Origin of the sequence: Caballeronia sp., from assembly GCF_028292365.1 — a bacterium.
Lineage (GTDB): Bacteria > Pseudomonadota > Gammaproteobacteria > Burkholderiales > Burkholderiaceae > Caballeronia.
Genome location: NZ_JAQGMM010000467.1, coordinates 1 through 12713, shown reverse-complemented (window position 1 = coordinate 12713; position 12713 = coordinate 1). Strand labels below are relative to the sequence as shown.

At 60.4% G+C, this 12713-nt stretch carries 16 protein-coding genes; 10 read left to right on the top strand and 6 right to left on the bottom strand.

Annotated features, from left to right (window positions below; genetic code table 11):
• Positions 1-195 precede the first annotated feature (195 nt).
• Positions 196-405, bottom strand: coding sequence for a hypothetical protein (locus JWR14_RS27300; RefSeq protein WP_299714939.1), 210 nt, complete (start codon positions 403-405; stop codon positions 196-198).
• Between the two features lie 342 nt (positions 406-747).
• Here JWR14_RS27300 and JWR14_RS27295 point away from each other — a divergent pair, with 342 nt between their 5' ends.
• From JWR14_RS27295 to JWR14_RS27280, 4 genes are all read left to right on the top strand, one after another.
• On the top strand, positions 748-1743 hold the full coding sequence (locus JWR14_RS27295) for a sugar ABC transporter substrate-binding protein (RefSeq protein ID WP_299714935.1): 996 nt from the start codon (positions 748-750) through the stop codon (positions 1741-1743).
• 154 nt (positions 1744-1897) lie between these two features.
• Entirely contained in the window at positions 1898-2884 is a 987-nt protein-coding gene (locus JWR14_RS27290; RefSeq protein WP_299714932.1) for an ABC transporter permease, read from the top strand.
• Positions 2885-2896: 12 nt separating this feature from the next.
• The gene (locus JWR14_RS27285) at positions 2897-3679 is read left to right on the top strand and encodes an ATP-binding cassette domain-containing protein (protein ID WP_299714929.1); all 783 of its coding nucleotides are present in this window, start codon (positions 2897-2899) and stop codon (positions 3677-3679) included.
• A gap of 18 nt (positions 3680-3697) precedes the next feature.
• The gene (locus JWR14_RS27280; protein ID WP_299714926.1) at positions 3698-4888 is read left to right on the top strand and encodes an ROK family transcriptional regulator; all 1191 of its coding nucleotides are present in this window, start codon (positions 3698-3700) and stop codon (positions 4886-4888) included.
• Between the two features lie 19 nt (positions 4889-4907).
• Here the strand turns inward: JWR14_RS27280 and JWR14_RS27275 are convergent, their stop codons facing one another.
• Together JWR14_RS27275 and JWR14_RS27270 are read right to left on the bottom strand one after the other, a co-directional pair.
• Entirely contained in the window at positions 4908-5237 is a 330-nt protein-coding gene (locus JWR14_RS27275; RefSeq protein ID WP_299714924.1) for a hypothetical protein, read from the bottom strand.
• A gap of 172 nt (positions 5238-5409) precedes the next feature.
• Positions 5410-5664, bottom strand: a complete 255-nt coding sequence (locus tag JWR14_RS27270) for a GlsB/YeaQ/YmgE family stress response membrane protein (protein WP_299714921.1) — start codon at positions 5662-5664, stop codon at positions 5410-5412.
• Between the two features lie 260 nt (positions 5665-5924).
• Between JWR14_RS27270 and JWR14_RS27265 the strand changes: the two genes are divergently transcribed.
• Positions 5925-6422 carry a hypothetical protein gene (locus JWR14_RS27265; protein WP_299714918.1) on the top strand — a complete coding sequence of 166 codons (498 nt, stop codon included), beginning with the start codon at positions 5925-5927 and terminating at the stop codon, positions 6420-6422.
• 61 nt (positions 6423-6483) lie between these two features.
• On the opposite strand, the gene JWR14_RS27260 is transcribed toward JWR14_RS27265, so the two are convergent.
• On the bottom strand, positions 6484-7359 hold the full coding sequence (locus JWR14_RS27260) for a lipid A biosynthesis lauroyl acyltransferase (RefSeq protein ID WP_299714915.1): 876 nt from the start codon (positions 7357-7359) through the stop codon (positions 6484-6486).
• A gap of 423 nt (positions 7360-7782) precedes the next feature.
• Here JWR14_RS27260 and JWR14_RS27255 point away from each other — a divergent pair, with 423 nt between their 5' ends.
• The gene (locus tag JWR14_RS27255; RefSeq protein WP_299714912.1) at positions 7783-8085 is read left to right on the top strand and encodes a YciI-like protein; all 303 of its coding nucleotides are present in this window, start codon (positions 7783-7785) and stop codon (positions 8083-8085) included.
• 33 nt (positions 8086-8118) lie between these two features.
• Here the strand turns inward: JWR14_RS27255 and JWR14_RS27250 are convergent, their stop codons facing one another.
• Complete coding sequence (locus JWR14_RS27250) at positions 8119-9156, bottom strand: LysR family transcriptional regulator (RefSeq protein WP_299714909.1); 1038 nt, start codon at positions 9154-9156, stop codon at positions 8119-8121.
• 146 nt (positions 9157-9302) lie between these two features.
• A complete protein-coding gene (locus JWR14_RS27245; protein ID WP_299714906.1) occupies positions 9303-10643 on the bottom strand; it encodes a mechanosensitive ion channel family protein in 1341 nt (446 codons plus the stop codon).
• A 189-nt stretch (positions 10644-10832) separates the two neighbouring features.
• Between JWR14_RS27245 and JWR14_RS27240 the strand changes: the two genes are divergently transcribed.
• The 4 genes from JWR14_RS27240 to JWR14_RS27225 form a co-directional block, all read left to right on the top strand.
• Complete coding sequence (locus tag JWR14_RS27240) at positions 10833-11054, top strand: hypothetical protein (RefSeq protein WP_299714903.1); 222 nt, start codon at positions 10833-10835, stop codon at positions 11052-11054.
• Between the two features lie 16 nt (positions 11055-11070).
• Positions 11071-11448 (top strand): fluoride efflux transporter CrcB, encoded by a 378-nt coding sequence (crcB, locus tag JWR14_RS27235; RefSeq protein WP_165104547.1) that lies wholly within the window; start codon positions 11071-11073, stop codon positions 11446-11448.
• A 7-nt stretch (positions 11449-11455) separates the two neighbouring features.
• Complete coding sequence (locus tag JWR14_RS27230) at positions 11456-11938, top strand: GNAT family N-acetyltransferase (RefSeq protein WP_299714893.1); 483 nt, start codon at positions 11456-11458, stop codon at positions 11936-11938.
• 120 nt (positions 11939-12058) lie between these two features.
• A partial coding sequence (locus tag JWR14_RS27225; protein ID WP_299714890.1) for an aromatic amino acid lyase occupies positions 12059-12713 on the top strand: 655 nt, incomplete at its 3' end.

Below are 12713 nucleotides of genomic sequence, written 5' to 3'. Positions count from 1 at the left end.
AGCGAAGGATGTGTGAAACCCTCCTTCTCACGAATCCTGACATGAACACGCTTCGCCACCAGTGCTCTCGGGCAAGCACGAGTTGCCAAGGCGCCCGCACGGCCCCATGCCTCTCTACCGCTTCACTTCTTCGGTTGGCTCGTGGTCCGCGCGATTGTTTTGCAGGTTGCACGCTCGAGCCGAAATCCGAACGGCTCAGGTTGGTTTCATCTCGTTCAGGATCTTGGTTGCCGCAATCGGAATGCGAGTGTCATCCCATTGCGCAAGCCACTGCACTTCCTTCGTCGTGAAAAAACCAGGCTGGTTGCGCAATGCAAACTGCAGCGAATCCACTATGTGATCGCGGATGATCTGGGGCGAATCTTCGTTGGTAACGATCGCGTGAAGGGCTTCAAGTGCGCTCATGGTTCAGGGACCAGGATGATAGGTTGGCAAAAATGCTGGTAAACCATAACCCGATAAAAATCCAAAAAACAATTCAATTCAACGCTTTTTTAAGCCGTTTCTAAGCCCTTAGTGTTTTTACGTAGACGCATCGCAACAATCTCCGCCCGCACAACCCCCATTGATGTTCAAAGCGATTTAATCGACGGCATGCTGCGCTGCACCGTTTGGGTTTCGCTTCATTTTCTTGACTTGTCTCCACGCGGCTGCTGTACTAAATAAAGTCAATTGATTTAGTCGGCGAACGCGTCCGGTGCGCTTCCTCTCGAAGCGGCGGGCGAATAAAAACCTATGGAGCGAGACATGAAAAATCTTCGACGTGCTGTCGCACGTGCGTCCTTCCTCGGACTTGCAGTTGCGTCGCTGGTGAGCTCAGGCGCGGCAATGGCGGCTGACCAGGTCGCGATCGGCCTGATCACCAAGACCGATACCAATCCATTCTTCGTCAAGATGAAACAGGGCGCCGAAGAAGCCGCCACGAAAGGCGGGGTCAAACTGATCACGGCAGCCGGCAAGTTCGACGGCGACAACGCCACCCAGGTGACCGCAGTCGAGAACATGATGACGGCCGGTGTGAAAGCCATCCTCATCACGCCGAGCGATACCAAGGCCATTGTTCCAACGCTCAAGAAAGCGCGCGCGGCGGGCATCCTCGTGATCGCACTCGACACGCCGACCGATCCCCAAGACGCCACCGACGCGCTGTTCGCCACCGATAACTTCAAGGCCGGCGTACTGATCGGCGAATACGCAAAAGCTGCGTTCGCCGGCAAGCCGGCGAAGATCGCCACGCTCGACCTCGCGCCCGGCGTGACCGTCGGCGTTCTGCGTCATAACGGCTTCCTGCAGGGCTTCGGCGTGAAAGAGGGCGACCCATCAGTGGTCTGCAGCCAGGACACTCGCGGGGACCAGTCGAAAGGCCAGACAGCGATGGAAAACTGCCTGCAGAAGGTGCCTGATATCAACCTGGTTTATACGATCAACGAACCGGCGGCGGCCGGTGCGTATCGCGCGCTCAAAGCAGCGGGCAAGGATAAGGACGTGATGATCGTGTCCATCGACGGAGGTTGTGAAGGCGTGCGCAACGTGAAGGCCGGCAGCTTCGCCGCCACCTCGCAGCAATACCCGCTCGTGATGGCAGCGCAGGGCGTGCAGGCGGGAATCGAATACGCGAAGACGGGCAAGAAGGCGAGCGGCTATCACGACACGGGCGTCACGCTTATCACCGACAAACCCGTGTCCGGCGTCACGGCCAAGGACACGAAGTTCGGCCTGGAAAACTGCTGGGGCAACAAGTAAGCCGTCGCGCCGTATCCGTATTTGAACCCCGCATGTGAACCCGCATGTGAACGCATGGCCCGGACTTGAGCCTCAAGGCATTTTCCTCAAGGAATTTCAAGCCCGGGCCGCACGAGCGGCGCATTTTTTCGATGTTGCTGTCGAGGTCCCAGTCATGACGCAATCCACCTCTCCCACGGCCGGCCGCGCGACGGTCTCTGATCGTCTGCCGTCGCTTGCCGATATCGGTCCGTTAGCGGCGCTTGTGATCGCGTGCGCTTTCTTTATCTGGCAAAGCAACCGGTTTTTATCGATACAAAATCTCTCGCTGATTCTTCAGCAGACCATGGTCGTGGCGGTGATCGCGATCGGCCAGACGCTGATCGTGCTGACCGGCGGAATCGATTTGTCGTGCGGCATGCTGATGGCATTCGGCTCTATTGTGATGACGAAGTTCGCCGTCACCATGGGCGTGCCGCCTGTGCTCGCCATCATTTGCGGCGTGGCCGCCAGCACATTGTTCGGATTGCTGAACGGTACGCTGATCACGAAGATCAAGTTGCCCGCGTTTATCGTCACGCTCGGGACGCTCAACATAGCGTTCGCCCTCACGCAGGTGTACTCGAATGCCGAGAGCATCTCGAACCTGCCGGACGCCATGATGTTCTTCGGCAACACCTTCCATCTCGGCGGCGCGGAGGTCACGTATGGCACCGTGCTGACCCTGCTGATGTATCTCGTGGTGTGGTTCGTGTTGCGCGATACGGTGCCCGGGCGCCATCTCTATGCGCTCGGCAATAACGCGGAAGCTGCGCGCCTGATGGGACTTTCTTCGCAGAAGATCCTGATCACCGTCTACACGCTCGCGGGCTTTTTCTACGGCATCGCAGCGTTATTGTCGGTGGCGCGAACCGGTGTGGGCGATCCACAGGCGGGCCAGACCGAGAATCTCGACAGCATCACGGCCGTCGTGCTCGGCGGCACCAGTCTGTTCGGCGGACGCGGTACGATTGTCGGGACCTTGCTGGGCGCGTTGATTGTCGGCGTGTTTCGAAACGGCCTGACGCTGATTGGCGTGTCGTCGGTTTATCAGATTCTGATCACCGGCATCCTGGTGATTCTCGCGGTCGCCGCCGATAAACTCGCGCGTCCCCGCGCCTGAGGAGCCAAGCTCATGAACGACACAATCAAACCCGTTCTGGAAGCACGCGGCGTCATCAAGCGCTATGGTTCCGTGACCGCACTCGACGGCGTCGATTTTGAACTGATGCCCGGCGAGATCATGGCGGTGATCGGCGATAACGGCGCGGGCAAGTCGTCGCTGATCAAGGCGCTGTCCGGCGCGCTCGTGCCCGACGAAGGCGAGATCCTGCTGGATGGAAAACCCGTGCATTTTCGCAGTCCGCTCGATGCACGCTCGCAAGGTATTGAAACCGTCTACCAGGACCTGGCAGTCGCGCCGGCAATGAGCATCGCGGAGAACCTGTTTCTTGGGCGTGAGCTAAGACGTCCCGGCATCCTCGGCTCCGTGTTCATGATGATCGACAAGCGGCGCATGTTGCAGGAAGCCATCGCGCACATGGAAGGTTTGCAGATCGGCATCCGTTCGATGAAGCAGGCTGTCGAGACACTGTCCGGCGGTCAGCGCCAGGGCGTGGCGGTGGCGCGCAGCGCGGCGTTCGCACGGCATGTGGTGATCCTCGATGAACCGACCGCCGCGCTCGGCGTGAAGGAATCGAACATGGTGCTGGAGTTGATCCGGCGCGTGCGTGATCGCGGGCTACCCGTGATTCTCATCAGTCACAACATGCCGCATGTGTTCGAGATCGCTGACCGCATTCATATCCAGCGGCTTGGCCGACGCGCGGCGCTCGTCAAGACGAAAGACATCCATATGTCGGAGGCTGTGGCCATCATGACCGGTGCAAAGCAGGCCGACGTGCAGGCGATCGCCTGATCCCCTATGACGCCTTCAATGTCCGCAAGCACGGCATCGCCGAAGCCGGCCGGCATGCGGCAGATGAACGAGCGCATCGTGCTTCAGGCGGTGCGTGTCCACGGTCCATGCCCCAAGTCCGAGATCGCGCGACTGACGCATCTGAGCACGCAGACTACGTCGCTGATCGTTGATCGTTTGATCGACGACGGCTTGCTCGCCCGGGAAGCCAGGACGCGCGTGCAGGGGCGCATGGGGCAGCCGTCGGTGCCGATCTCGCTGCGAGCAGATGGCGCGTTTTCCATCGGCGTGAAAGTGGGGCGCCGAAGTCTCGATGTGCTGACCATGGATTTCGCGGGTCAGGTACACGCGCGTGATGTGATCGAGTATGCGTATCCCGATCCGCGCACGGTGTTCGCTTTGCTCAGCAAGAAGATCGACCAGATGATGGCCGCACTCGGCAAAAACGCTGCAAAGGTAGTTGGAATCGGCGTGGCGGCGCCGCTATGGCTTGGCGGCTGGCGCAATTTCTTCGATACCCCGCCGGACGTTTTCGCGGCGTGGAACGAGATCGATATCTGCGCGCGGGTCCAGGCGCTGACCACGTTGCCGGTGGAGTTCGCGAAGGATACGACCGCGGCCTGCGCCGCTGAATTGCTGATGGGGCAAGGGCGCGGATTGGGCGACTTTTTGTATGTGTTTATCGGCACGTTCATCGGCGGCGGGCTGGTCATCGATGGACGGCTGCATGCCGGGCCCAAGGGCAATGCTGGCGCTATCGGGTCGTTTCCGCTGATGAGCGAAGGCACGCCGCAGTTGCTCAATGTAGCGTCGGTTTATGTGCTGGAAAAGCGCTTCACCGATGCCGGTTTTCCCGCCGCCGCCGCTCACGATCAACGTGCGCTGTCGCCGGAATTATGGCCTCTATGCGAGGCGTGGCTCGATGCCGCTTGCCCGGCGCTCGCGACAGCCATTGCAACGGCGGCGGCGCTGGTCGACGTCGACGCGATCGTGATCGACGGTGAACTGGATCGCCAGTTGTTGCGGGAAGTATTAAGCCGGACCCATACCGCGCTCGACGCTTTCGACTGGCAAGGAATGGTGCGGCCCAGACTGGTTGAAGGGGAGATTGGCGCCGATGCCCGCGCGATGGGCGGTGCAATCCTGCCGTTGTACGCGCACTTCGCACCCCGGCATGTGTTGTTCCTGAAGTCGGGGATGAGCGCGTGATTAATCGCGCCTCAAATCTTTAATCGCGGCTTGCTTCGATCAGGGCTTTAAGCTTGGCGCGCTCCTCCGCCACACCTTGCGGCGTTTGCGGCCAGTCGAGAATAACGCCGCTGTTCGTGGCTTCACGCGTGAGGGTGGCGTAACGCGATTTGCTGATCCTGTCTTCTTTCATCGACTCGCTGAGCTCGTGCTTGATGCTCTGCGGCAGTTGCGGATAGGCCTCGGCGAGAGACGCGTATTGGCGCGCGTCGATCTCGGTTGATTCCGTGGTGATCGCCCATGACGCAACGAGTACGATCGCCACGAACGGGACCAGGGTATATCGCAGGAAAAATTGGATTGGCTTCATGGTCGCGGCTGGGTTGCATCTGATTCAGCAGCCGTTATTGTAGAGTGTCGCGGTTTTTTCCATGCTTCGTACCGCCGCCGACGAGACGAAAAAGGCTGTTCCAACCTTCGTTGAAACAGCCCCTTCCGTTCAACCCGACAAGCTCATAGGTATAAATCGGGTCTCACAGGTTTCAAGCCCGGCGGCGCACGACCAGCCCCCAGACAAATAGCAGGACGATAGCGCCGACCACCGAGGCGATCCACCCCGCAGCCTGTCCTTCGTGATACCAGCCGAGCGCACGGCCGACGTAGCCTGCCACCAGTGAGCCGACAATGCCCAGCACGATGGTCATGATCCAGCCCATGCTGTCGTCGCCGGGTTTGATCGCTCGCGCAATCAGACCGATGATGCCGCCGATGATAATGGTGCCAATAAGTGAAAGCATGAAGATTCCTCCAAAAGTGTTGGCGAAAGTTGGCGAAACGCCCGGGATATCCGGGCGCACGCCGGCGCACATGCGCGCGACACGCTTGCAACAAAAACGGCAGGCGGCGTGCAATGTGCCCGTCGAGTAGACCGATCGGCCAGCGTGTGGGCATTTTCGACGATGCCGCGGCTTCTTGCAGGTTAAAATTCGTCGCTTAGGCACTCTGCAACACCCGCGTGCTCCCACACTGTTTCATGCAACTCGAGCTTCTTATTCCCATGACCGATTCAGACTCTGATCTCCAACCTGCCGAAGACACCGCGATCCACGAAGCCCGCCTATGGCGCGACGACGGCTGGACCGCAAAGGTGATCAAGAACGAAGATGACGACGGCTGGGCGGTCGAGATGATCAAGGACGGCGAAGCAGAACCGGCGCTAACCGGTCCCTGGACCATGGGCCGCGACAAAAAGAACCCCAAGCCGCTCGATCCGAACGCGTTCCGTACGCTGATCAAGACGGCATCCGAAGTATTGCGCCGGCACGAGCAACAGCTTCACGCCATGCTCCACAAGGATTTTACGGTTCGCGCGGACGGCGAGGATGTGACGGTGTCACTGGATATCGTGCCCAATGAGGACGATCCCTACGCAGACCTGAAGGCGCTCGACTCGTTCGGCGCGCTGCTTGCCCACGTGCGGGTGTCCGCGGGATTCAAGCTCAGCAAGACGAGCGCTCAAGCCTGGGTGGACAACGACTTCCGTAAGCCTGACTGATTGCGGCGCGCGTTGACATTGACATTAAGCGACTGAACGCCTGAGCGGCTGGCAGGCAGGTTCAATAAACGCCGGCTACACCTTCCGGCCGATGTTTGAAGCGGCGATGCACCCAGTAGTATTGTTCCGGAAAACGCACTATTTGCGATTCGAGGAACTCGTTCATCCGGCGTGCATCGGTCTCATCACTTGCCGAGGGAAAGTCCGCTAGAGGCTCGAAGATCGTCATCTTGTAGCCCTTGTAATCGGGCAGCACTTCGGTCACGAACGGCACCACGCGTGCCCCCCCAAGCCGCGCCAGCCGTGACACGGAGGTCAACGTGCAGGCTTGTACGCCGAAGAACGGCACGAATACCGAATTTTCGATTCCATGATCCATGTCGGCAGCCAGCATGACGGAGCCGCCTTTGCGCAGCAGTTTCAGAATGCGGCGGGCGCTGTCGGCGCGCATCACCATGTCGGCGCCAAAACGGCCTCGTTGTTCTACGGCTAGCGTGTTGAGCCGCTTGCTGGACATCGGCGTGTAAAGCGCGGTAATGGGCAGCTTCATGGAGTACAGCATGCAGCCCACTTCAATGGCGACGAAGTGAAAACCCATGAAAATGGTGGGCGGTGCGTTTTCGTCGTCGAGATCGATACGGCTTTCGAGCTGCACGAGTTTTTCGATAGCGCGAGCCGAACCGAACCACTGCACGCCGCGCTCTACATAACTGCGTACGACGTGACGAAAATGCGAGCGTCCGAGCAATTCGTATTCGGCGGCGGTCTTTCCGGGAAAGCACAATTGCAGATTGACCTGCACAATATGTTTTCGACGGCTCGGAATGGAATAAAGCAGTGCACCGAGGCCGCTGCCGAATCGCGCGACCAGACCGTAAGGCAGGCGAGCGAGTGCGCGGAGCAGCGCTACGACGAGCGCGAAACCGATGTTATTCAAACTTGCCCCTTGAAACGGGCGGCGAAATACGTATGACGGGCGCCGGGTGAATTTAAACTTCGACGATCGGCATGCGGCCGGATGTCGAAGAGGAGTAACGGCGAAACCCAAGCGCGGCGAGAGTGATTAATCCGAGTGATTAACCCGTCAGCCGGGGAACCAGGAGGCGAAAAAGCCGCGGAACAGGCCTGTTCCGGAGTACGTCCGACGCTGCCGGAATATCGAGCGTCGCGGGTAATTCGCGAATCTGCGCGAAGGTAAAAGTCGAAAGTGTCGCCATGATCGCACACACGGACTCCGGCATACAGTTCGGCGTAACTACAGAGTCTTACATTCGCGTATCACAGCGTCGCAAGCAGCACGATCGTGCGATTTCATTTGACCGCGACGCACACAGCGTCGCCTGCAACGGGAGACAAGTTTATGCACTTTCTATTGATGTACGAACTGAGCGCCGATTATCTCGAACGCCGGACAGCGTTTCGTGATCGCCATCTGACGGCGGCGTGGGCATCGGCGGGGCGTGGGGAATTGTTGCTGGGCGGGACGCTGGAGGCACCCGTCGACCGGGCGATGCTGCTGTTCGAGGCGGATTCCTCCGCCGTGGTGGAGGCGTTCGCACGGGCCGATCCATATGTGACCGAGGGGTTGGTCACGCGCTGGGAGGTGCGCAAGTGGAATACGGTGGCGGGCGAGGGGGCCGCCCAGCCGGTCAGGCCGACGTGAGCGCCCGTGCTCGGGTAGAAGTCATGCGGCCCTTCATGACTCGCTGGTGGATTCTTCATGCGCGTCCTCGTCGCGGGCTGCAGCAGGCCTTAACGCCTCAGCCCTCGCGGAAGCGGGAGCCGCAACCGGGCGGCGAGCCGTGCGGAACAGGCGCGTGAGCGTATCGTCCATTTCCTGCGAGCGCTCGAACAATTCCGCGAGCCAGTCCACGAACGCGCTAACCCTCGGCGCGGCTTGCCGGCTCTTGACGAATGCCACCGATACATTCATCGGCATCGACTTCCATTGCGGCAGCACTTCGCGCAGTTGCCCGGAACGCAGGTACGGTAACGCGGCAATGCGTGGCGGCTGAATCAGCCCGAGCCCTTGCAGGCCGCACGCGAGATACGCGTGCTCGTCGGTGACCTGAACAAAACCAGCCATTTTCACGGTCACCGCTTCGCCATCCACCTCGAAGTCGAAATCACACGGCCGGCCCGTGCGCGGCGACACGCAATTCACCGCGATGTGCTGCGCGAGTTCGTCGAGGGTCTTCGGCGTGCCGTGCGCTTCCAGATACGCGGGCGTCGCACACGTCACGTGCTCAAAGCTGCCGAGGCGCCGCGCGATCAGCCCGGAATCGGGTAATTCGCCAAGCTGCACGCTGCAATCCACGCCTTCGCCAACCAGATCGACGGCGCGATTGCAGATGCCGATCGACAACTCGATATGCGGATAACGCGCATGGAAATCGGGCAGCGCGGGCACGACCAGTGCGGTGGCGACGGTATCGGGCAACTCGATGCGCAGGCGGCCGCGCAGACGCTCGTCGCGGCCGTGAAAGCCCGCTTCCAGATCGTCGATATCCGCGAGAATGCGCACGCAGCGCTCGTAACACTCGGCCCCTTCGGCCGTTAGATTGAGACGCCGCGTGGTGCGTGCGAGCAGTTGCACGCCGAGCAGTGCCTCGAGTTGTTGAATGGTCGTCGAGACGCTTGCACGCGGCATGCCGAGAGATTCGGCGGCGCGTGAGAAGCTGTTGGTATCGACGACGCGGATGAAAACACGCATAGCATGAACGCGATCGGTCACGGGAGTTTTCCTGTAGAAGCGATGATGCGATGACCGGCGGGCACCTTCAGTTGATGCAGAAGGAATGCCGGCAAGGTTCACACTTTAGGCATCAGGACGGTTCACGTGAATACACAAAAGTCGCAGATTCTTGCCTGCTTCTCCGGCTAGAGCGTGGGGAACTCGCCGCGCAAACGGCCGCTGTCCGCGCCACCAATGGCGCTTGCGCTGCTTGCGCTACCTCCAATCGCCCTGCTCACCAGTCCGCTCATGTCAGCACCGGACGGCGCTTGATAGAGCCGCAGGCCCATCTCCGGCAGGATAGCCAGCAGATGGTCGAACACATCGCCCTGGATGCGTTCGTATTGTGTCCATGCAGTGACGGCGGTGAAACAATACACCTCGACCGGAATGCCTTCCGATTGCGGTTCCATCATTCGCACCATCATCGCCATGTCCTGCCTGATCTCCGGATGCCGCTGCAGATACGCGAGTCCATACGCGCGGAAGGTGCCGATATTCGTCAGCCGCCGCCGGTTCGCCGGCTCGCTCGCGAGCTCACCGAGATTCTTGTTCGCCTGGTCGACTTCGAGCTGCTTTTCTTCCAGGTAGTCGTGCAGCAAGCGGAATTGCTTGAGTCGCGCGGTTTCTTCATGGGTGAGAAAACGCACACATGTGGCATCTATTCTTAGGGTGCGCTTGATGCGCCGGCCGCCCGATTCGAACATCTGCCGATAGTTTCTATAGCTCTCGGAGAACAGCTTGTAGGTGGGCACGGTAGTCACCGTGTTGTCCCAGTTCTGCACCTTCACGGTATGCAGTGCGATGTCTTTCACGAAACCATCAGCGTTGGATTGCGGCATCTCGATCCAGTCGCCTATGCGCAACATGTCATTCGATGTCAGCTGCGTGCTGGCCACCAGCGACAACAATGTGTCCTTGAAGACGAGCAACAATACGGCCGACAACGCGCCGAGCCCGGACAGCATCCAGAGCGGCGAGCGGTCGATCACAATCGACAGCACCAGCACGCCGCATATCAACGCGAGCGCGAGCTTGCCGATCTGGATGTAGCCTTTGATTGAACGTGTCTGCGCCTGCATGCTGGCCGCGTAGACGTCTTGCCATGCGCTGAGCGCGCCGCCCATCGCGAAGAAGACGCAGACCCACGCGCCCGCATGCGCGAGCCGCTCGATCACGTTCGCCATGTGGCCAATGTACGGCACCTCGCCGATGCCGATTGCGACCGCCGCGAATGGCACGGCGTACCAAAGCTGGTGATACGCGCGATGCCGGGCGAGCGACTTGTCCCACGCTTCGCGCTCGGTCAGCACGAGCAGACGGTGCGCGAAATACAGCACGATGCGCGCGACCACCCACTGCGCGAACAGCGCGGCCAGCACGAGCATCAGCATGCCGAGCGCGAATTGCGCCCAGTGGTGGGTGGGGTAGTGCTGCTGCACGGTGTCTGCAACAGTGTCTATCAGATCGTCCAGATTCAAATTCATACGGGCAGCGTGGGACCTAAAAGGGCGAACTTGGTTACGACAAACGAAGCGATCCGTATTGTGCATGAAAGGCGGCGTCGTGCTTTCTCGCTTTACCGGTTTCTTGCTTTCTCGCTTTCTATGCCGGGTTCCTGATGCGCTCCATTATGATTACGGCTTCATGCATTCCCGCGCGCGAGCGCAACGCTCATGCGAACCGTCAAGCTGGAACATAACGACGACACCGTTCTCGATCCGGCTGATCCCCAACTGGTGATGCGCGGCTCATTGCTGCTGGATGGTCACGAATGCGGCGGCTGGGAACAACGGCGCGACGGCACCTGGATTGCGCGGCTTTCGGCGTCCGGCGAGACAGTCGTCGCGGCAAGCCGTAACCAGCTCATCGAGCGCCTGACGCTCATTTCTCTCTGACCTTCATCCTTCGCTCATGTATCTGTCGATTCTGGCTGTAGGTATTGGCGGCGCGCTCGGTTCCCTGTTTCGATGGGTCCTCGGCCTGCGCCTGAACGCGTTGTTCCCCAATCTCCCGCTCGGGACGCTGGCTGCAAACGTCATCGCAGGCTATGTGATCGGCGTGGCGGTGGCGTGGTTCGCGCGTTTCCCCGGGGTATCGATGGAATGGCGCCTGTTCGTCATTACCGGCTTGATGGGCGGCCTGTCCACCTTCTCGACGTTCTCAGCCGAAGTCGTCGCGCATCTGCAGCAGGGGCGCTACGGCTGGGCCGCGGGCGAGATCGCGATCCACGTCACGGCGTCAGTTGTGATGACTATCCTGGGCATCGCGACGGTTTCGCTTACGCGCTGAAGACCACGTGTCTTCGTCGATGCCGCCCGTCATTCGGCGTTATGAAGCCGCGGATCTGGACGCGGTCGTCGGCGTTTTCCTGCGCTCGGTGCGCGAGGTGGTGTCGCGTGATTACGATGCGGCCCAGATCGCGGCGTGGGCGCAAGTGGACCGCGATGCGTGGTCGCGTCGCCGGCTTGACCGGCCTACCTGGGTCGCGTTGATCGACGGTGTGATTGCGGGTTTCGGCGATCTCCAAAGCGATGGGCATATCGATATGTTGTTCGTCGATCCGGCCTGCCAGCGCAGGGGCGTGGCGAGCGCGCTGCTTGATACGGTGGAACTCGCGGCGCGTGTGCAACGGCTCGCGGTCCTCGATACCGACGCGAGCATCACCGCGCGCCCGTTCTTCGAAAAGCATGCTTTCCAGGTCGTCCGCTCGCAAGTGATGGCATTGCGCGGCCAGCATTTGACGAACTTCCGGATGAAGAAACCAGTGCGTGCTGTATAGACAACCGGGCGAAAACACAGTTGATCGGTCCCTGAAAATACCGATTAGGTGTTTTCAGGCCTTGTTTTGGGGGATTTGTTTGTTTAGACTGGGCCGCAACTTGTATAGACAGGACTTGCGATGATCACATTGACCCCCGGCCACCTCACGCTGGCGCACCTGCGCCAGATCGCTCGCGGCTCCGACGCACTGACACTCGATCCGGCCAGCTTCGCGGCCATCGACGCTTCCGCGCAAACCGTCGCCGATATCGCTGCCAAGGGCGAGCCGGCCTACGGCATCAACACGGGTTTCGGCCGGCTGGCGAGCACCCACATTCCCGCCGATCAGCTCGAACTGTTGCAGCGCAACCTGGTGTTGTCGCATGCGGTGGGCGTGGGTGAGCCCATGTCGCGACCGGTCGTGCGTTTGTTGATCGCGTTGAAGGTATCGAGCCTGGGACGGGGGCATTCCGGCATCCGCCGCGAGGTCATTAACGCGCTGATCACGATTTTCAACGCCGACGTGCTTCCGGTAATCCCGGTGAAAGGTTCTGTCGGCGCATCGGGCGATCTGGCGCCGCTTGCGCATATGTCGACCGCGTTGCTGGGTATCGGCGAAGTCACCATCCGCGGTGAGCGTGCGAGCGCGCTGGACGGTCTGCGCGTGGCCGGCCTCGAACCGCTGACGCTGCAGGCCAAAGAAGGTCTCGCGCTGCTCAACGGCACGCAAGCTTCCACGGCGCTCGCTCTGTACAACATGTTCGCGATCGAGGATCTGTACCGCACGGGGCTGG